The following is an 18937-nucleotide window of genomic DNA, read 5'->3' on the forward strand; positions in this document are numbered from 1 at the left end:
CTATCGGGGATCCGGCGGCGGGCCGTCGTAGACCAGCACATCGCCATCACGCCGCGCTTCTGCGGTGGGCCGGTGCTCGGGCAGCTTTCCGTCGTGCATCAGATGCCGCACCTCGATTCCGCGGACCAGGGTGAGGTAGTCGGCGATCAACTTGCGGTGGCAACGCCACCACACGGTCTCGGCGCACATCACCGCGACCTGGTGTTCGGCGGCATCGGTCAGCAGCTCGTCGATACCGGCCCGGAAATCCTCCGAGCGCATGTAACCGGCATAAGAGCGGAAGGAGTCGTTGCGCAGCCCGACATCCGGGCTCTCGCCTTTGACCCGGCGCCAGCCGCCCAACCGTGGCTCCCAGCGATAGCCGATTCCGGCGTCGGGCAGCCAGTGCTGCATCGCCTCGCGGGCGGTGTCGGGATTGCGTCGGCTGCCCGGTGCGGTACGCACGTCGACCAGGCGGCCCACGCCCGCCCCGGACAGCAGCGCCGTGATCCCCGCCGCGTCCGCGGTGCCGTGGCCGAAGGTGAAAACCGTTGGTGTCGTGGTGCTGCCCTCCTCAGACGGCTGTCGTGGTCCGGTCAGCCTCGGCGGCCTGCGGCTGGTGGACGTGCGGACCGGGCTCGGCGGCGTAGAGCTCCTCGATCTCGTCGGCGTACTTGGCGGCAATCGGCCGGCGTTTCAGCTTCATGGTGAGCGTGACCTCGTCGCCGCCGGGCTCCCACAGCGTGGGCAGCACCCGGAAGCGCTTGATCTGCTCGACGCGCGAGAGCTTGGCGTTGCCGGCGGCGACCCCGGCAGCGATCTGCGCGATCACGCCCGGATCGGCGGCCAGCGCGGCCGGTGTCGCCTCGGCCACCCCGTGCGCGGCGGCGTAGGGCCCGACCGAGTCGGCGTCGAACACCAACAGCGCGGTGTTGTAGGGCCGCGCGTCACCGACGGTGACCATCGCCCCGATCATCGGGCACGACGCCAGGATGGCGTTCTCGATGTTGGCCGGCGACATGTTCTTGCCCGCGGCGTTGATGATCAGCTCCTTCTTGCGGTCGATCACCCGCAGGTAGCCGTCAGCGTCTTCTTCGAGGATGTCACCGGTGTGCAACCAGCCGTCGGAGTCGATCGCCTCGGCGGTCCTGGCCGGCTCTTTGCGGTAGCCGCGCATCACCAGGGGCCCGCGGACCAGGAACTCGCCATCATCGGCGACGCGACTTTCCAGCCCCGGCAGCAACTTTCCGACGGTTCCCAGCCGGGCTTCGCGCGGATGCGCCGTCGATGCGACACAGCTGAGCTCCGACATGCCCCAGACTTCGCAGATCGGTATCCCGATCCCGGCGAAGAAGCCCAGCGTCTCCTTGGGAATCGGGGCCGCACCCGAGACCGCCCACCGCAGTTCGTCCAACCCTATCCTGGCCCGTAGTTTCGACAGCACCAGGTCGTCGGCCCGGGCCCACTCCGCGGCGACATCGCCGGGCACCGGCTCGCCGGCCAGCAGTGCCGCAGATCGCTTCGCCCCGACCGCGAGCGCCCACTGCAGCGCGGCGCGGCGGTCGGGGTCGGGTTCACCGTCGACAGCGAATTCGATTGCCGCCTTGAGCTTCTCCCACACCCGCGGGACAGCCGCCCAGATGGTGGGCCGTACGTCGGGCAGTGCCCCGGCGATGGTCTTCACATCGGGAACGACGGTGACCTGAACGCCGAAGATCTCCTGGTTGTATAGCGCCATCGCCCGGTCGGCGATGTGCGCCGACGGCAGGTAGGAGGTGACGCGGTCGCCGTAGCGGACGCCCAGCACGGCGTCGAGGGCCCGGGCCTCGAACAACAGGTTGGTGTGCGTCATCTCCACCCCTTTGGGGGCGCCGGTGGTGCCCGAGGTGTAGATCAGGGTGACGACGTCGTCGGGTTGTACTGCGCGCCAGGAGGATTCGAAGTCGAAGTCGGCGTGCCCCGCCGCCAGCAAATCGTCGAGAGACAGGGTTCCGGGCGGGTGCCCGTCGACGCACACGATGTGGTCGATGGACGCGCCGGCGGCCCGAATCGCCGCGACGTAGGCCTGCTCGCAGACCACCACCTTGGTGCCGGCGTTACCGAACAGGTAACCGAGCTGCTCGGCGGGCAGCGTGTTGTACACCGAGAACGACGTGGCCCCCGCGTGTTGAGCCCCGACCTCCAGCGGGTAGAACTCGATCCGGTTGGCCATCATCAGCGACACCGTGTCGCCGCGTCGCACCCCGAGGCCGGCCAGTCCGGCCGCCACCTGCTGCACCTGTGTCGCATACTCGCACCAGGTCAGCGTCTGCGTGCCGCCGACGGTTCGCAGTGCCACCGCGTCGGGATCGATGGCGGCCGTGCGCTGAAACGCCTCACACAAGGTGCCCACCGGCTTGCTGTTTGTCATGTCGCCCCCCTGCTCGCCGCTGACTAGCGCCGACTCACCTTTTGCAGATACGCCATCGCCGAGGCCTGTGACTCGGGATCGTGCACGGCCGTCACGAGTGCATCGGCATCGTTCCAGCTGCGCGCGGTGACCACCATCCCCTCGGTCACCGCATTGACCTGACGCTTGGTGCCGCACAACGTCAGCGCGGATTTCCCGACCAGCTTCTCGACCAGCTCATCGACTTCATCGTCCAGATCGGCCTCGGGCACCACCCGGTTGAGGAATCCGGCCGCCTTCGCCTCGGCGGCGTCGAACGGCCGGCAGGTCATCACCAGCTCTTTGGTCAGCGATGGGCCGATCTCCCGGACCAGCCGCGGGATGCCGCCCCACGCCAGCGGGATACCCAGGTCGACTTCCGGGATGGAAAACCGGGTGTTCGCGGCGGCCACCCGCAGATCGCAGGCCGCGGCCAGCACCACGCCGCCGCCCACGCAGTGGCCGTGCAGGCGCACCACCGTCACCGCCCGCATGGCCTCGATCGCCTCGGCCATCCGCCGGCCGGCGTCCGCGGCCTCCCGCACGGCTGCCGCGCCGTCGGCAGCGGCGGCGAACGCAGCCAGATCCGCGCCGGCCGAGAAGGCCCGGCCACTGCCGGCGAAGACGACGACCTTGACCGCGGGCCGGGCGTCGAACCAGCGGGCCGCCGAGATCAGCTCCTGCAGGGTCACGGTGCTCAGTGGGTTGAGCTTGTCCGGGCGATTCAAGGTGATCGATCCACGCGCCCCCTCGGCCGCCACCGTGAGGGTGGTCGCCTGCTGCGTTTCCATGAGCGTTGACGTTAGCGGCGCGGTAGCGGCATTGGTTCCGGTTTCCCCGCGTATGTCCGATCGTCGCCTACGGTGAACCCCATGCCGATTGCCGTCACCGAGTTCAGCCTCCTCGAGCAGACCGCGTTTCTCACCGCCTACGCCCGCGCCCTCGACAACCGCTCCCCGACTCCGATTCTCGGCGACGAGTTCTCGGACCGGGTCGTCGGCCTGATCGACTACGACTTCGACGGTTTCCGGATCCCGGCCAGCGTGGTGCGCCAGACGGCACTGCGGGCCAAGCTGCTCGATGACCGGGTTCGTAGGTTCACCGCCGCGAATCCCGACGCCGTCGTGGTGGATCTCGGCGCCGGGCTCAACGAGCCACTGGCGCGGGTGCAGCCGCCGGCGAGCGTCGACTGGTACAGCATCGATCTCCCGCATGTGGTCGCCCTGCGCGACAAGCTGCTGCCGGCTCAGCGCGCGGAGCACGTCATCGCGGCCGATCTGACGTCCCCGGACTGGACGGCCGGCATCCCGGTCGGCCGACCGACCATGGTGATCGCCGACGGCCTGTTCGCCTTTCTCACCGAACCACAGGTCATCGCCCTGCTGGGGCGGGTTATCGACTACTTCGGGACCGGCGAGTTGGCGTTCAACGATTACGGCCGGGTCGGCGCGCTGAGCTCGCTGGGGATGAAGCTCGCGCCGCGAGGCATGTTCAGCGTGCTTCGCCACGTCTGGGCCAACCCCGGCTTCACCGACCCGCACACCCCCGAGCGGTGGGAGCCGCGGCTGCGCCTGGTCGAGCAGGCCTGCCTGGCGCACGCCGCTGAAGTCGACGCATTCCCCCCGGCGGCTCGGCGGCTGACCCGGCTTGCCGGCCGGTTCAAGTCAGTGGCCGGCAAAGCCCGGGTGCTGCGTTACAAGTTCTGAGATGCCCGCTACAGCGGGACGTCACAGCCGCCGAGGAAGTCACACGGATTGAAGTCCAGAACGGCGAACGGGTCGTTCGGAATCACGTAATCCGGGATCTCCGGGGTCCACGAGTGGAACAAGCTGTTCCACAGCTGCTGTGGGGCCTCCTCGCCGAACTGGATCAGACCCGCCGAGACACCGTTGAGCGGGTCGGTCACCACCGAGTAGGTGGTGCCGGCGGCGGACATGATCCAGTAGTTCAGATCGTGCGGACCCACACCGTTGAGGGTCACGTTGGTGAAGGCGCCATCGAACAGGTTGATCGTGTACATCGAGGCCCCGGCCAGATAGCCGAAGTTGCCCAGCACGCTCAGGTCTTCGGGGGTGTCGGCGTTCGGTATGAAGTCCCCGAATTGGTAGGCCGAGGTGGAGTAGAACGAGTTCCAGAAGTCCTCGATCTTGATGTTGTAGCCGCCGACCTCATCGCCGTTGAGGGTGACGTTGTAGAGCTGGTCACCCTTCCAGTCGGTGATCCACGGTCGGATGCCCTCGTAGGACCAGTCCCGGCCGACGCTTTCGCGCGTCAGTGGCTCCATCACCAAGCAGACCACGCCGTCGCAGGTCTCGTACGGCCCGTCCCATCCGGGCACCGGAGAGGTTCCGCCGGACTCGCCGGCGGCGTGAGCTGACGACATCGGCAGTATTACTGCGGCGAACCCAGCAGCGGCGCCTACCCCGAGCAGGGTGAGAAGACGACGCGATTTCCACATGACTGCCTCCGTTAAGCTTGTTGCTCGTGCGCTTTGTGACGCCTCAGGTGACCAAACGTTACACGTGTGTTATCTGATTCATATCAGAATCTGATGAGATTTTTTGTTAACGCTGAGCCCCCGGTTCGTTTCGCCTCGACACCATATGCGTTGCTCCTACAGTCCCGCCACTTGGCCGTCGAGGTACTCGCTGGGGTCGAAGTCCAAGCCGGCCCACGGGTCGGCCGGGATCAGGTAGTCAGGCACCGAGACATAACTGGAATTATCGAGACTATTCCACAACAGCGTCGGCGCCGCATCTCCGGCGTACTGGATGTAGTCCTGGCTCGCCCCGTCCATCGTCACCTCGGTGTTGACGTAGTTCGGGGTGGTGACGATCCAGTAGGTCGCCCCGTTGGCGGCGTCGTTGATCGTCACCTGGTTGAAGTCGCCAAAGGTGGTGCTATACACCGTCGTACCGGTCAGGCCGGCGAACGCGCCGGGGTCGGCGCCGTCCGCGGCCGGAGTGTAAGCGCCATAGGTGTAAGTGGAGCTGGACATCAACGCCGACCAGTAGTCCTCCACCTTGATGTCGTAGCTGCCCGCGTTGACCAGGGAACCGTCGGCCGCGGCCACCTCGACGTTGTAGACCTGGTCCCCCTTCCAGTCGGTGAAGTACGGCCGGAAGCCGCTGTAGGTCCAGGTGTCCGGGTTGTCGATGCCCATCACCAGACACGTCGCCCCGTCACAGGTCTGATAGGGGCCGGCAACACCGGCGTGCGCAAGTGCTGCCGGCATGACGCACCCGGCGAACAGGGCGGCTGCTGCTCCCCCGAGCAACGCTAAGACGCGGTTTCGCACAGACATCACAGATGGTCCTTTTCCCCCGGGACCACACCAGTTGTGTGGGAAGTTTCAGACGTTACACCGGTGATGCTGTGTTGTTACGAGAAACGGATCTAAACGTTACCTTGAGATTGAGCTTTCCCGGTCCGGCACGTCAACGGGCTCCATTGGGGCTGGAGTGCAGGGCCGGCGGGTGGATACCGCAGGTGCACGCGTCGATCGACGGGCAGGTGCACTGCATACCCCACTCGATCACCGCGCGGGCGCGCGACAACGACTCGAGCTGGGCGTCGATCTCGGCGAGCTTGACCTGCGCCAGCGCTCGGCTCGCCGGGCGACCGGGCACGTCGTCGGCGAACAACAGCTGGATCTCGTCGAGGGCAAACCCCGCCGATTTGCACAGGCCGATGATCTCGAGACGGGCCAGCACCGCCTCGTCGTACCGGCGCTGCCCGCCCGCTCGCGCCGGCGGCGCCACCAGGCCGATCTGCTCGTAATAGCGCAACGTGGTCGCGGCGACTCCGCTACGGCGGGCCACCTCGCCAATCGTCAATCGGCCGGACAACAGCGCCCCCTGGTGCTTGACTTAGAGTCAACTCTAGGTTGTTCACTGGCGTCATGCCCATACAACGACTCGACGAACTGCGCACAGCCCGCTACGCGCTGTTGCGGTCCTTCCGCCGCGACGGCTCGCCGGTGGCCACTCCGGTGTGGTTCGCGCTCGACGACGACACGGTGCTGTTCCGCACCAAGATCGGCCCCAAGACCCGGCGACTTGCGCTGCGCCCGGACGTCGAGCTGACCGCCTGCGATTACCGCGGCCGGTGCCGTGACGAGGCGCCAGCCGTTGCTGGCCGGGCCACCATTCTCTCCGGCGCCGAGGCCGAGGCCGCCAACCGCACCCTGCACCGGCGCTACGGCTGGCAGTGGAACGTGATGCCGATGATCACGGTTCCGGGCGTGACCAATGTGCACCGGGATCTGCCCCTGCGCGAGAAACTGCGGCGCGCGCTCAGCCGCACGCTGTGGCCGGACAGCGTCATCGTGGCCGTGGCCGTGGCCGTCTGACCGGCCGTCGGCCTCACTCGGGCGCGCAGCCAGCGGACAGCCCGGCCGCAGAGATCGCATCCGGGGCGCACGCCCTGGCGGAGTGGCAGTGGCCGGGCGGCCGATGAACCGGTGGTGAGGCCAAGCAGCGGTGTCGGGGGTAGCCGCTACCCGCCCAGGCACCCCGGTCCCAGCAGCGCCTTGAGGTCACCCATCAGCGCTGAGGACGGCGTCACCCGTAGCGACGGGTCCAGTTCCAGCACGGTGATCCGCTCCCCGCTGATCAGCCGCAGCTGCACCTGCGCCGTGCCGGGATGGCGGGTCAGCACCTGCTTGAGGGCGGTGACCTTGTCCATGGTGCATTGCCGGGTCGGCAGGCTGACCGCCAGCGGTCGATCCGCAGCGTTGCCGGAGAAGTCGGGCACCACCAGCTCGTTGGCGATCAGCGAGATCCGGTCGTCGCGGATGGCGACTTTGGCGTTGACCAGCACCACGGCGTCGTCGACGACCTCGGCGCCGTAGGCCGAATAGGTGTGCGGGAAGAACATCACCTCGATACCTCCGGTGAGGTCCTCCAATTGCGCTGAGGCCCAGGGCATTCCGTTCTTGTTCACCCGGCGGTTCACCGATGCCAGGATGCCGCCCACCCGCACCTGGGTGTCGTTGGCGATCTCACCCTCCAGGATCGCCGGGATCTGGGTGTCGACCTGGGTGGCCAGCAGATGCGCGATGCCGTTGAGTGGATGTCCGGAGACGTAGAGTCCGAGCATCTCCCGCTCCAGGGCCAGTTTGTGCTTGTCGGCCCACTCCTCGTCAGGCACCCGGATCCCGAAAACGGCGTCGGTCCCAGCGGTTTCGCCATCCCCGCCACCGAACAGGTCGAACTGCCCCATCGCCTGGGCTTTCTTGGTGCCCAGCACCGAGTCGACCGCGTCGGTGTGCACCAGGAACAGGCCCTTGCGCGGGTGGCCCAACGAGTCGAAGGCGCCGGCCTTGATCAGCGATTCGGTGACCTTCTTGTTGCAGGCGGCGATATCGATCTTGTTGAGATAGTCGGAGAAATCGGTGAACCGGCCCTTGTGGGTGCGGGTGCTGATCAGCGACCCGACCACGTTGGCGCCGACGTTGCGCACCGCGCCCAGCCCGTAGCGGATGTCCTCCCCGACCGAGGCGAAGTTCAGTTCGGATTCGTTGACGTCCGGCGGCAGCACCGTGATACCCAGCCGCCGGCAGTCCGCCAGGTACACCGCTGCCTTGTCCTTGTCGTCACCGACCGAGGTCAACAACCCGGCCATGTATTCGGCCGGGTAGTTGGCCTTGAGGTACGCCGTCCAGTAGGACACCAGCCCGTACCCGGCCGCGTGCGACTTGTTGAACGCATACCCGGCGAACGGAAGGATGGTGTCCCACAACGCTTTGACGGCCTTCTCGGAGAACCCGTTGGCGGTCATGCCTTCGTAGAAGCCCTTGTACTCGGCCTCTAGGACCTCGAGTTTCTTCTTGCCCATGGCTTTACGCAGCGCATCGGCCTTGCCCATCGTGTAGGAGGCGACCTTCTGCGCGATGAACATGATCTGCTCTTGGTAGACGATCAAACCGTAGGTCTCGGAGAGGATGTCGCGCAGCGGCTCTTCGAGTTCGGGATGGATGGGCTTGATCGCCTGGCGGCTGTTCTTGCGGTCGGCGTAGTCGTTGTGGGCGTTCATGCCCATCGGCCCCGGCCGGTACAGCGCCAGCACCGCGACGATGTCGTTGAACTCGGTCGGCTGCATGCGGCGCAGCAGGTCACGCATCGGGCCACCGTCGAGCTGGAACACCCCGAGGGTGTCACCGCGGCCCAGCAATTCATAGGTGGCCGGATCGTCCATGGGCAACGAATCCAGATCCAGGTCGATCCCCCGATTGGCCTTGATGTTCTCCAGGCAGTCACCGATGATCGTCAGGTTGCGCAGGCCCAGGAAGTCCATCTTCAGTAGGCCGATTTCTTCGCACGACGGGTAGTCCCAGCCGGTGATGATGGCGCCGTCCTGGGGGCGTTTCCACAGCGGGATGGCGTCGATCAGCGGCTCGGAACTCATGATCACCGCGCAGGCGTGCACGCCGGCGTTGCGGACCAGTCCTTCCAGGCCACGCGCGGTCTCGTAGATGGTGCGCACGTCGGGATCGGTGTCGATCAGCGTGCGGACCTCGGCGGCCTCCTTATACCGCTCATGGGTCGGGTCGGTGATGCCCGACAGCGGGATGTCTTTGGCCATGATCGGCGGCGGCAGCGCCTTGGTGATCCGGTCGGCGATCGCATAACCGGGCTGTCCATAGTGCACGCGGGCCGAATCTTTCAGCGCGGCTTTGGTTTTAATGGTGCCGAAGGTGATCACCTGTGCGACCCGGTCGCTGCCCCACCGCTCGGCGGCATAGCGCACCATCTCGCCGCGGCGACGGTCGTCGAAGTCGATGTCGATGTCGGGGGCCGACGGCCGCTCCGGGTTGAGGAAGCGTTCGAACAGCAGCCCATGCGGAATGGGATCGATGTTGGTGATGCCCAGGGCGTAGGCCACCAGCGACCCGGCCGCCGAACCGCGGCCCGGGCCCACCCGGATGTTGATCGAGCGCGCATAGTTGATCAGGTCCGCGACGATCAGGAAGTAGGACGGAAATCCCTTGCCGCAGATGACATCGATCTCATAGCCGGCGCGATCGGTGTATTCCTGGGGCACACCGGCCGGAAAGCGCCTTTCCAGCCCGGCCGCCACTTCGTGACGCAGCCAGGACCCCTGGTCGTGGCCCTCGGGAACCGGGAATACCGGCATCCGGTCGCGCGGGGTCCAGATGTCGGCGTAGGACTGCACCCGCTCGGCGATCAGCAGGGTGGAATCGCAGGCGCCGGGGATGGTGTCGTCCCACAGCGCGCGCATCTCGGCGGCCGATTTCAGGTAGTAGCCGTCGCCGTCGAACTTGAACCGGGTCGGATCCGACAGCGTCTTGCCGGTCTGCACACACAGCAGCGCCTCGTGGTTCGCCGACGCATCGCGGGTGACGTAGTGGCAGTCGTTGGTGGCCAGCGCCGGGATGCCCAGCTTGCGGCCGACGTCCAGCAGCCCGTCGCGTACCCGGCGCTCGATGGACAGCCCGTGATCCATCAGCTCCAGGAAGTAGTTCTCGGCGCCGAAGATCTCCCGCCATTTCGCCGCCGACTCCAGTGCCTCGCGGTCCTGGCCGAGCCGCAGCCGGGTCTGCACCTCCCCCGACGGGCACCCGGTGGTGGCGATGATGCCCTCGGCGTGCTCGGCGATCAGCTCGGCGTCCATCCGCGACCACTTGCCCAGCTGGCCCTCGAAGGAGGCCAGTGAGGACAGCTTGAACAGGTTGCGCAACCCGGTGGCGTTCTCGGCGACCATGGTCAGGTGGGTGTAGGAGCCGCCGCCGGAGACGTCGTCGCTCTTCTGGCCGGGATCACCCCAGTGGACCCGGCGGGTGTCGAACCGGGAACCGGGGGCGATGTAGGCCTCCACCCCGATGATCGGCTTGATGCCGGCTTTGGTCGCGGCGTTGTAGAACTCACTGGCGCCGAACATGTTTCCGTGGTCGGTCATCCCGATCGCGGGCATCTCAAGCCGCTGCGCCTCGGCCAGCATGGGGGCGATCTTCGCCGCACCGTCCAGCATCGAGTACTCGGTGTGGTTATGCAGGTGTACGAACGAAGATCCCATAGGACCGCCAGTCTATGGCCGGGCACCGACCGAGCCCGGCGTGTCGTCGGGTGTGTCTTCCGGGCGGGCATTTCCCGGGACAGCAGCCGCCGCCGTGCACTACGTTGAGGTGCGTCTGAAGCGGAGGAGACACATACATGAGCGTGTACCGGGTGATCGACATCATCGGCACCAGCCCGTCGTCGTGGGAGAACGCCGCGGCCGAGGCGGTGCACCGGGCCAAGCAGACCATCGACGACATCCGCGTCGCCCAGGTCGTCGAGCAGGACCTCACCCTCGATGACAAGGGCGGGATCATCTACCGCACCAAGCTGCGGATCTCCTTCAAGATCCGGCCGCCGAAATCCTCCACCGAGTCCAGCTGACGGCCCGATGCCGCGAAGCTTCGACGAGCTGGTCGCCGAGGCCGCTGCGGCGCCGGTGGACGGGTGGGACTTCTCCTGGCTTGAGGGCCGGGCCACCGAACAGCGCCCGTCGTGGGGCTATCAGCGGATGCTCAGCGCGCGGCTGGCGACGGTGACCTCCGCGCTCGACCTGCAGACGGGCGGCGGCGAGGTGCTGGCCGGGGCCGCGCAATTCGGACGCTTCCCACCGACGATGGCCGCCACCGAGGCCTGGCCGCCGAACGCCGCGAAGGCCACCCGACTGCTGCATCCGCTGGGTGTCGTGGTGGTGTCGGTATCGGAGCGTCCGCCGCTGCCCTTCTGCGATAACGCCTTTGAGCTGATCTCCAGCCGGCATCCCAATGAGGTGTGGTGGCCCGAGATCGCCCGGGTGCTCCGGCCCGCTGGCAGGTATCTGGCCCAGCAGATCGGCCCCGCCTCGATGGCCGAGCTGGCCGAGTACTTCCTTGGCCCGGTCCCGGACAAGGGCTCCGGATACGACCCGCACGTGCAGGAGGCCCAGGCGCGCGCCGTCGGCCTGCAGGTGCTCGACCTGCGCATGGAGCGGTTGCGCGCCGAGTTCTTCGACATCGGCGCGGTGATCTACTTTCTGCGCAAGGTGATCTGGATCGTGCCCGGTTTCACCGTCGAGCGACACCTTGACCGGTTGCGCGAACTGCATGAGCTCATCGAGGCGCAAGGCCCGTTCGTCGCCCACGCCACCCGGGTGCTCATCGAGGCCGTCAAAAGCCCGGCGGTTCAGCGAAGCTCGACGAAGGAGAGCTGAAGCTGGGACCGCCGCGACAGGCCGCTCAGTCCGGCGAGGCGTAGCGCTGAAAGCACAGCTCGGCGTCGCCCTGCAGGCCGGACCGGAACGCCTGAATGCGGGTGAATCCGGCCGGCACCGCCGCGCCGTCGACGCCGCTGGCGGCCAGACCGTTGGTGAGCAGGCCGGTGACCGCCTCGTCGAGATCGTCGGCGCTCAGCGTGCCGCGGGTGCCGTCCTGCGACGGTTCCGACAGCCGCCGCTGCCCCAGCCCGGTCAGGCACGCCGTGCGCAGCCCCGCCATCGCCGAGGTCAGTTCAAGGCCGCGCTGGTGTTGCAACGCCAGCATGTAGCGCGAGGTCACCGCCGACAAAGCGGTGTTGGCACCGTGCAGCATCAGCCGGGTGCCGCCGTCGTCGTCGAGGTCGCCGGCCAGGCGCCGCAACCCGGGCAGATCGACCGCGATGGTGTTGGTCGCCGGGCAGTAGGAGGCCGGCGGGCTTGCCTGCCCGTCGGGGCACGCCGCCGCGAAGGCCAGCACGGGTGGCCGCGCCGGGCGGAAGCGGGCGTTGAGCGCCTCGACCATCCGGGTGACCAGGCGTTCGCTGATGCGGGGCACGGCGGGCTGCGCGTGACCGGTGGGCCCGACCCGCAACGTCACCGGCGTGCCGGCCCGGCGGTGTTCGATGTCGCCGGTGTCGATTTCGGCGCAGCGCTGCACGCCGGTGTCGAAGCCGAGCTGCAGGGCACCGATCCGGTCCAGCGCGGTGCCGTGGCCGGCCCCGACGACCAGTTCGCCGTCCGAGCCGGGTACTGGATCGCGCAGCGTGATCAGCCCGGCCAGCAGTCCGTTGAGCCCGTCGGTGGTGCTCAGGGTCAGCCGGGGTGAGCCGCCTTCGGCGACCCAGCGCAGGTAGGCCCCGGCGAAGCAGTCGGCCTGTTGTTCGGCCACCAGGACCGGCGTCGAGCTGTCGACCAGCCGGGCCATGTCCTGCACCGCGTGACCGTATTCGTGCGCCAGCACTCCGGTGATCGCCATGTCGCCGAAGTAGCGCCGGGCGCCGGGCAGCAGCACACCCCGGTCCCACGCCATCTTGTCCTGGCCGTAGCAGTAGAACGCATTGACGAACCCGCGGGTGTTCACACCGCACAGCGTTGCGCCGGCGGCGCCGGAGTCATAGGAGATCAGCGTGCCGACCGGAGCGAAGCGGCCCCCGGATACGTCGAGACCGCCGTAGTTGCGCTGCCAGAAATCGACGATGTCATTGACCGACAGCAGCGCCAGCGCATCGATGTCACCACCGTTGCCGTTGCGCACCGACCCGGTCGGCGCGGGTGCATCCGGACGCGGCCCGCTGGGGCCGTCGGTCACCGGCAGGCCACTGACCCGCCACGGGTCGTAGAGCATCGAAACCGGGTGGCCGTCGACGGTGCTGCTGTAGCCCGTCGGCGCCAGCGCCGCGCCGGCGCTGACCAATCCGGCGGTCAGCAACGCGCCGGCCCACCGAATACCTCGCCTGCACCGGCGTTGTCTCATATCCCGACCTCGCCTGAAAACCCGCACTACAACCGGCAAAGGATAGGGGATGCTGCGCTGCCACCAAAATCGGCGCGCCGTACCCGGGTGCGAATTGCGCGGCGCTGCTTAGAAGGTGAGCTGGTCGCGGTGCCGCAGCACGTCGATGGCGTGTTGGAGATCACCCGGGTACTCGCTGGTGATCTCGATGCGCCGCCCGTCGCCGGGATGGGCGAAGGCCAGCGAGCGGGCGTGCAGCCACTGGCGTTCCAGGCCGAGCTTTTTCGCCAGCGTCGGGTCGGCGCCATAGGTGAGGTCGCCGCAGCACGGGTGCCGCAGGGCGGCGAAGTGCACCCGGATCTGGTGGGTGCGACCGGTTTCCAGGTGAACGTCGAGCAGGCTGGCGGCGACGAACGCCTCCACGGTGTCGTAGTGGGTGATGCTGTGCCGGCCGCCGGCGGTGACCGCGAACTTCCAGTCGTGACCGTGGTGCCGGCCGATCGGCGCGTCGATGGTGCCGCTGGAGGGGTCGGGATGGCCCTGCACCAGCGCGTGGTAGCGCTTGTCGACGGTGCGGGCTTTGAAGGCGCGTTTGAGGACGGTGTAGGCGCGCTCGGAGATCGCCACCACCATTACCCCCGAGGTGCCGACGTCGAGCCGGTGCACGATCCCCTGCCGTTCGGGCACCCCGGAGGTGGTGATCCGGTAGCCCGCCGCGGCCAGCCCGCCCAGCACTGTGGGTCCGGTCCAGCCCACCGACGCGTGGGCGGCCACCCCCGCGGGTTTGTCGACGGCGACGATGTCGTCGTCGGAGTACAGGATCGTCATGCCCTCGACCTCGGTCGGGGTGTTCTCCAGTGGGGCCGGCGCCTCGGGCAGCCGCACGTGCAACCAGGCGCCGGCGGCCAGCCGGTCGGACTTGCCGGCGGGTGCCCCGTCCAGTTCGACGTCGCCGTTCTCGGCCAGGGTGGCCGCGACGTTGCGGGACAGGCCCAGCAGGCGGGCCAGCCCGGCGTCCACGCGCATGCCGGCCAGCCCCTCCGGCACCGGCATGGACCGTTCGGTCACGACCGCATCAGGCCTGGTCACCTGCGCGACGGCGGCCCACCGTGTCGAAGTCGAAGCCGAACACCGACAGCCCCACCAGCAGGATCGCACCGCCGACCACCGCCGGGTCGGCGACGTTGAACACCGGCCACCACCCAATCGACAGGAAGTCGACGACGTGGCCCTGCAGATGCCCGGGCGCCCGGAAGAATCGGTCGACCAGGTTGCCCAGCGCCCCGCCGAGGATCATGCCCAGCCCCACCGCCCACCAGGGTGACACCAGGCGGCGCGACATCCAGATGATGCCGAGCACCACCGAGCTGGCGATCAGCGTCAGCACCCAGGTGTAGCTGGTGGCCATCGAGAAGGCGGCACCGGAGTTGCGCACCAGCGTCCAGGTGACGGTGTCGCCGATGATCGACACCGGCTGGCCGGGGGTCAACATCTTCACCGCGAGCACCTTGGTGACGACGTCGACGGTCAGCACAACCGCGGCCACCGACAGCAGCAGGCCCAGCCGCCGGCGCGGCGCGGCCGGCTCCGGCGCCGGATCGGCGGCCGGCTCGGTCGAGTCGGTTGTCTCCTCAGTCACGTCCCCCATCATCCCTTAACCCGCGTGCGGCATGATCGCGGCATGGTGTCCAAGCGCCTCACGGTCGTCACCACCGGCGGAACGATCGCCGCCAGCACCGACGACGGTGGGGTGCGCCGGCCCACGGTGCCGGGGGCCGGCCTGATCGCCGGGCTCGACGTCGGCGCCGACGTCTCGGTGGTGGACCTGATGGCGCGGGACAGCTCGGAGCTGACGGCGGCCGACTGGGACCGGATCCTGACCGCGGTACGGGGTGCGGTGGACGACGGCGCCGACGGAGTGGTGGTGACCCACGGCACCGACACCTGCGAAGAGACCGCACTGTGGCTGGAGTTGGGCTACACCGGCGACGCCCCGGTGGTGTTGACCGGGGCGCAGCGCAGCGCGGATGCTCCCGACGCCGATGGCCCGGGCAATCTGCGTGACGCGCTGACGCTGGCCGCCGACCCGGCCGCGTCGGGACTGGGGGTGCTGGTGTGCTTCGCCGGGCAGGTGCTTGCCCCGCTGGGCCTGCACAAGACGACCACCACCGACTTGACCGGGTTCGCCGGGCCGCGGGTGGGCACGGTGGCGGACGGGCAGGCGCGGTTGAGCGGTGACAAGGTCCGGCCCTACCTGGATGCCACCGCGCCGCCCCGAGTGGATGTGGTGGCGGTGTACGCCGGTGCGGATGCGGTGGCGCTGGATGCCTGCGTGGCCGCCGGGGCACGCGGGGTGGTGCTGGAGGCGTTGGGCAGCGGCAACGCCGGACCGGCGGTGATCGAAGGGGTGCGCCGGCACTGCCGCGACGGGGTGGCGGTCGCGGTGTCCAGCCGGGTGCCGGGCGCCCGGGTGGGTGCGGACTACGGGCCGGGCCGGGCCCTGGTCGACGCCGGTGCGGTGATGGTGCCCCGGTTGCGGCCCCCGCAGGCCCGGGTGCTGCTGATGGCGGCGCTGGCCGCGGGGCTGCCGGTCGGTGACGTCATCGAGCGGTGGGGCTGACCGGTTCGCTACGCCGGGTCGTCCGGACGCGCGACGACGTCCGGCCAGTCCAGGCTCGCCACCGGATCGGCGCGCGCGATCGCGGGTTCATCGACCGGAAACGTCCGCACCAGGCCGGGGCCCGTGCTGCGCGTCTCGAAGCGCACCGTCATCACCCCGTGCCCGGCGCCCTGTACCCAGCCGTGTCCGAGCTCGGCGTGGGTGACGTCGTCACCGATCCGCCACAGCGCCGTGGCCGGCGGTGAAAGCGGCTCTGCGGCAGGCGTTTCGGGCGGATTCGGGGCGGCGGGCTCCGGGAAAGCCAGCTCCGGGAACAACGACTCCTGGCGGACATCGGTCAGCCCGGAGAATCCCACTCCCAACAGCCGGATCGGGCCGATCTCCTGCGGGTCGAGCAGCAGTCGGGCAGCTGCCGAGGTCAGCGTGGCGGCATCGGTGGTCGCATACGGCAGGGTCGCCGAACGGGTCAGCACATTCATGTCGGCCTTCTTGAGCTTCACCGTCACCGTGCGCGCGCCCCGGCCGTCGCGCAGCAGCCGGCGATAGGCGTGTTCGCCGATCGGGCCGACCTCGGCGCGCAGCTGCTCCAGGGTGGTCAGGTCGGTAGCGAAGGTGGATTCGGCACTGATCTGTTTGGCCTCGGCGCGTTCGGCGACCGGACGGTCGTCGATGCCGCAGGCCAAGCGGTGCAGGGCGGGCCCGATCGTGGCGCCCAGAATGTCGGCGACCTCGGCGTCGGTCAACGCGGCGAACTGCCCGATGGTGTCGATACCCAGCCGGTGCAGCTTCTCCTCGGCGACCGGCCCGATCCCCCACAACCGGCGCACCGGCAGTCCAGCGAGCAGCAGCCGCTCCTCGGCGCGGCTGACCACCCGCACGCCGTCGGGTTTGGCCAGATCGGAGGCGATCTTGGCGATCTGCTTGCCCGAACCGGCCCCCACCGAGGCCACCAGGCCGGTCTCCTCGCGCACCCGGCGGCGCAACTGCTCGCAGAACCGGTGCACGTCATCGCCGCTGGCGCCCGCCAGCTCCGCCGGCTCGCCGAAGGCTTCGTCGAAGGACAACTGCTCGACGACCGGGATCACCGCACGCACGGTCTGGAAGACCCGCCGGCTGGCCACCCCGTACACCGCGCCGCGCGGCGGTAACACGACCGCCGCCGCACCTACCAGCCGGCGCGCCTGGTGCATCGGCATCGCCGAACGCGCCCCGAAGACCCGAGCCTCATAGCTGGCACCGGCCACCACACCGCGGCCTCCCACCCCGCCGACCAATACCGGCCGTCCGCGCAGCGTCGGGCGGGTCAGTTGCTCGACGGAGGCGAAGAATGCGTCCATGTCCAGGTGCAGGACCCACCGGGCGTCCACAGCCCTCGATCCTATTGGGCCGCAAGTACGGTGACGTCGCGTCTGGTGTGAACGCTGGCGGGCGCTCACGCCGTGACGCCGAGCCTATTTGGCCGACTTGGCCGGTGTGAGCTGCTGCGGGCAGTAGGTTTTCGCGGCGATCGCCGCGAACTGGGCGGCGCCGTTGATGGTCAGGGCGGGATTGGCCTCACGCAGGTCGGTGAGCAGTTCCAGGCCGGTTTCGCCGTTGGCCACCAGGCCGCAGACCGCTTGGCCGGCCGCCACGGCCTGCGCCGGATCAGCGAACGTGATCCCCACCTGGTGCAGCGCTGTGATGAACTCGCTCGGGTCGACCGCGCTCGCTTCGACGACGCCGGGGTCGGCGTGGCCGGGCGCGGCGAGTGCAATCGCGGCGATCGCCGCGAGCGGGGCGAGAACTGTTCGCATGCAGACCTCCTGGGGGGCAAGGGATCGGGAAACGCTACCCGAGGGCGGTCTGCGGAGACGCGGGCATTTCCTCACCTTCGGCGCAGACGTGCACGGCGTGGATTCCCGGCTTCAGCGACAGCTTGGCCACTAGGTCGTCGAGCCCGGCTTCGTCGACGTTCCAATGCTGCACGACGTCCGGCGTCTGCTGCAGCTGGGCAATGACCTGATCGAGTTTGACCGGAGCGTCGCGGTTCTTGGCGTTGGCCGCCACCACCCGCACGCCCGGCGTGGCCACCCGGGCAGCGGGGCCGCCCAGCGCACCGCCGGTCAAGCTTCCCAGCGCCGCCGGACTGAGCAGTCCCCCGAGCTGGGCTGCCGGAGCCGCCGCCGCGGCGGTGTGCGGTAACCCAACCGAGGCCAGCTTGATCGCCGGAGCGGCGGTGGCCCAGCTCGGCGGCACCGACAAGGCTCCCACCGTCGACGCGCTGCCGGCGCTCGCCGAGGCAGCGGTGGCCAGTCCGCGGGCCAGACCGGGAGCCGGGCCGCCGGCCAGCCCGGTGCTCATCAGACCGCCGCCCAGCGCCGACTTGGGGATCGGTGGTGGCGTCGGGAGCTTGTGGAACAGCCTGACCTGGGTCATGCCCAGGTTGGTGGTGCCGCCCACCGCGTTGGTCCAGGTGGCCTCCGAGCCGATCGAGGACTGGAAGTTCCAGAACGACTCGTACAGCCCCGCCAGGTCCGGATCCCCGGTGGCGGTGTTCAGCGCGTTCTCCACCCCGTCGGTGTATTGCGAAGGGCCGGTGGCGATGGCCTGCGCCAGCTTGGCCAGCGTCGACTGCGCGGTGGACCCCGCCGAAGCCTGCGTCGCTTCGGCGGCCGCGGCGGCCTGACCGGCGTTGTCGTTGGTGGTCGGCGGTGGTGGTGTGAACGCGGTCAGCTGGGTGGCGGCCTGTGACGCCGTCGCGTAGCCGACCATCGCCGCGACGTCTTGCGCCCACATCTGGGCGTACTGGGCTTCGGTGGTGGCGATGGCGGCGCTGTTCTGCCCGAGGATGTTGCCGGCCACCAGCGCTGCGAGCTGGCTGCGGTTGGCCGCGATCACCGGCGGCGGAACAATGCCGGCGAAGGCGGATTCGTAGGCGCTAGCGGCGGCCCTGGCCTGGCCGGCGGTCTGCTCAGCCTGGGCGGCCGTCATCGATAGCCAGGACACGTACGGGGCGGCGGCGGCTGCCATGGCTGCCGCCGCCGGGCCCTGCCACCCGCCGCTGAGCCCCGAGAGCACCGCGGCATAGGAGGATGCGGTGGCGTGCAGTTCGGTGGCCAGCCCCGACCACGCCGAGGCGGCGCTCAGCAGCGGCGCAGCACCCGGACCGGAATAGATCAGACCGGAGATGATCTCCGGCGGCTGCGCCGCGAAGCTCTGAAAAACCATG

18 protein-coding genes are annotated in these 18937 nt (G+C 68.9%); 5 read left to right on the forward strand and 13 right to left on the reverse strand.

Translation table 11 applies throughout. The features are described from left to right. The 3 genes from A5694_RS05650 to A5694_RS05660 are packed head-to-tail and all read right to left on the reverse strand — an operon-like array spanning position 1 to position 3198. Positions 1 to 579 (reverse strand): DUF488 family protein, encoded by a 579-nt coding sequence (locus tag A5694_RS05650; RefSeq protein ID WP_064920941.1) that lies wholly within the window; start codon positions 577 to 579, stop codon positions 1 to 3. Beyond that, positions 554 to 2389, reverse strand: a complete 1836-nt coding sequence (fadD11, locus tag A5694_RS05655; protein ID WP_064920863.1) for a fatty acid--CoA ligase FadD11 — start codon at positions 2387 to 2389, stop codon at positions 554 to 556. Before fadD11 ends, A5694_RS05650 begins: the two co-directional genes overlap by 26 nt. A 23-nt stretch (positions 2390 to 2412) precedes the next feature. Then, complete coding sequence (locus A5694_RS05660) at positions 2413 to 3198, reverse strand: enoyl-CoA hydratase/isomerase family protein (RefSeq protein ID WP_064920864.1); 786 nt, start codon at positions 3196 to 3198, stop codon at positions 2413 to 2415. A gap of 81 nt (positions 3199 to 3279) precedes the next feature. On the opposite strand from A5694_RS05660, the gene A5694_RS05665 reads away from it, so the two are divergent. Then, positions 3280 to 4113 (forward strand): class I SAM-dependent methyltransferase, encoded by an 834-nt coding sequence (locus A5694_RS05665; protein ID WP_064920865.1) that lies wholly within the window; start codon positions 3280 to 3282, stop codon positions 4111 to 4113. An 8-nt stretch (positions 4114 to 4121) separates the two neighbouring features. On the opposite strand, the gene A5694_RS05670 is transcribed toward A5694_RS05665, so the two are convergent. The 3 genes from A5694_RS05670 to A5694_RS05680 form a co-directional block, all read right to left on the reverse strand. Then, the gene (locus tag A5694_RS05670; protein WP_131809519.1) at positions 4122 to 4865 is read right to left on the reverse strand and encodes a hypothetical protein; all 744 of its coding nucleotides are present in this window, start codon (positions 4863 to 4865) and stop codon (positions 4122 to 4124) included. Between the two features lie 156 nt (positions 4866 to 5021). Next, positions 5022 to 5642 (reverse strand): hypothetical protein, encoded by a 621-nt coding sequence (locus A5694_RS05675; protein ID WP_065018868.1) that lies wholly within the window; start codon positions 5640 to 5642, stop codon positions 5022 to 5024. Between the two features lie 202 nt (positions 5643 to 5844). Continuing rightward, positions 5845 to 6255, reverse strand: coding sequence for a helix-turn-helix domain-containing protein (locus A5694_RS05680; protein ID WP_064920868.1), 411 nt, complete (start codon positions 6253 to 6255; stop codon positions 5845 to 5847). 53 nt (positions 6256 to 6308) lie between these two features. Between A5694_RS05680 and A5694_RS05685 the strand changes: the two genes are divergently transcribed. Continuing rightward, the gene (locus A5694_RS05685; RefSeq protein WP_064920869.1) at positions 6309 to 6758 is read left to right on the forward strand and encodes a PPOX class F420-dependent oxidoreductase; all 450 of its coding nucleotides are present in this window, start codon (positions 6309 to 6311) and stop codon (positions 6756 to 6758) included. A gap of 146 nt (positions 6759 to 6904) precedes the next feature. Here the strand turns inward: A5694_RS05685 and dnaE are convergent, their stop codons facing one another. After that, a complete protein-coding gene (gene dnaE, locus A5694_RS05690; RefSeq protein ID WP_064920870.1) occupies positions 6905 to 10444 on the reverse strand; it encodes a DNA polymerase III subunit alpha in 3540 nt (1179 codons plus the stop codon). A gap of 137 nt (positions 10445 to 10581) precedes the next feature. Here dnaE and A5694_RS05695 point away from each other — a divergent pair, with 137 nt between their 5' ends. Both A5694_RS05695 and A5694_RS05700 read left to right on the forward strand, forming a co-directional pair. Then, on the forward strand, positions 10582 to 10809 hold the full coding sequence (locus A5694_RS05695) for a dodecin family protein (RefSeq protein WP_064920871.1): 228 nt from the start codon (positions 10582 to 10584) through the stop codon (positions 10807 to 10809). Between the two features lie 7 nt (positions 10810 to 10816). Beyond that, positions 10817 to 11614: a hypothetical protein gene (locus A5694_RS05700; protein WP_064920872.1), complete on the forward strand. Its 798-nt coding sequence runs from the start codon at positions 10817 to 10819 to the stop codon at positions 11612 to 11614. Between the two features lie 25 nt (positions 11615 to 11639). On the opposite strand, the gene A5694_RS05705 is transcribed toward A5694_RS05700, so the two are convergent. The 3 genes from A5694_RS05705 to lspA form a co-directional block, all read right to left on the reverse strand. Then, the gene (locus A5694_RS05705) at positions 11640 to 13130 is read right to left on the reverse strand and encodes a hypothetical protein (protein WP_064920873.1); all 1491 of its coding nucleotides are present in this window, start codon (positions 13128 to 13130) and stop codon (positions 11640 to 11642) included. 108 nt (positions 13131 to 13238) lie between these two features. Next, the gene (locus tag A5694_RS05710) at positions 13239 to 14177 is read right to left on the reverse strand and encodes an RluA family pseudouridine synthase (RefSeq protein WP_082952532.1); all 939 of its coding nucleotides are present in this window, start codon (positions 14175 to 14177) and stop codon (positions 13239 to 13241) included. A 7-nt stretch (positions 14178 to 14184) separates the two neighbouring features. Beyond that, positions 14185 to 14760: a signal peptidase II gene (gene lspA, locus A5694_RS05715; RefSeq protein WP_064920874.1), complete on the reverse strand. Its 576-nt coding sequence runs from the start codon at positions 14758 to 14760 to the stop codon at positions 14185 to 14187. Between the two features lie 30 nt (positions 14761 to 14790). On the opposite strand from lspA, the gene A5694_RS05720 reads away from it, so the two are divergent. Next, positions 14791 to 15729, forward strand: a complete 939-nt coding sequence (locus A5694_RS05720) for an asparaginase (protein WP_082952519.1) — start codon at positions 14791 to 14793, stop codon at positions 15727 to 15729. Positions 15730 to 15737: 8 nt separating this feature from the next. On the opposite strand, the gene A5694_RS05725 is transcribed toward A5694_RS05720, so the two are convergent. The 3 genes from A5694_RS05725 to A5694_RS05735 form a co-directional block, all read right to left on the reverse strand. Then, entirely contained in the window at positions 15738 to 17096 is a 1359-nt protein-coding gene (locus A5694_RS05725) for a DNA polymerase IV (protein WP_064920876.1), read from the reverse strand. A gap of 84 nt (positions 17097 to 17180) precedes the next feature. Continuing rightward, positions 17181 to 17522, reverse strand: a complete 342-nt coding sequence (locus A5694_RS05730) for a DUF732 domain-containing protein (RefSeq protein ID WP_064920877.1) — start codon at positions 17520 to 17522, stop codon at positions 17181 to 17183. A 34-nt stretch (positions 17523 to 17556) separates the two neighbouring features. Further along, positions 17557 to 18936: a PPE family protein gene (locus tag A5694_RS05735; protein ID WP_064920878.1), complete on the reverse strand. Its 1380-nt coding sequence runs from the start codon at positions 18934 to 18936 to the stop codon at positions 17557 to 17559. Position 18937: the final 1 nt, after the last annotated feature.

Origin of the sequence: Mycolicibacter sinensis (assembly GCF_001667945.1) — a bacterium.
Classification (GTDB): Bacteria; Actinomycetota; Actinomycetes; order Mycobacteriales; family Mycobacteriaceae; genus Mycobacterium; species Mycobacterium sinense_B.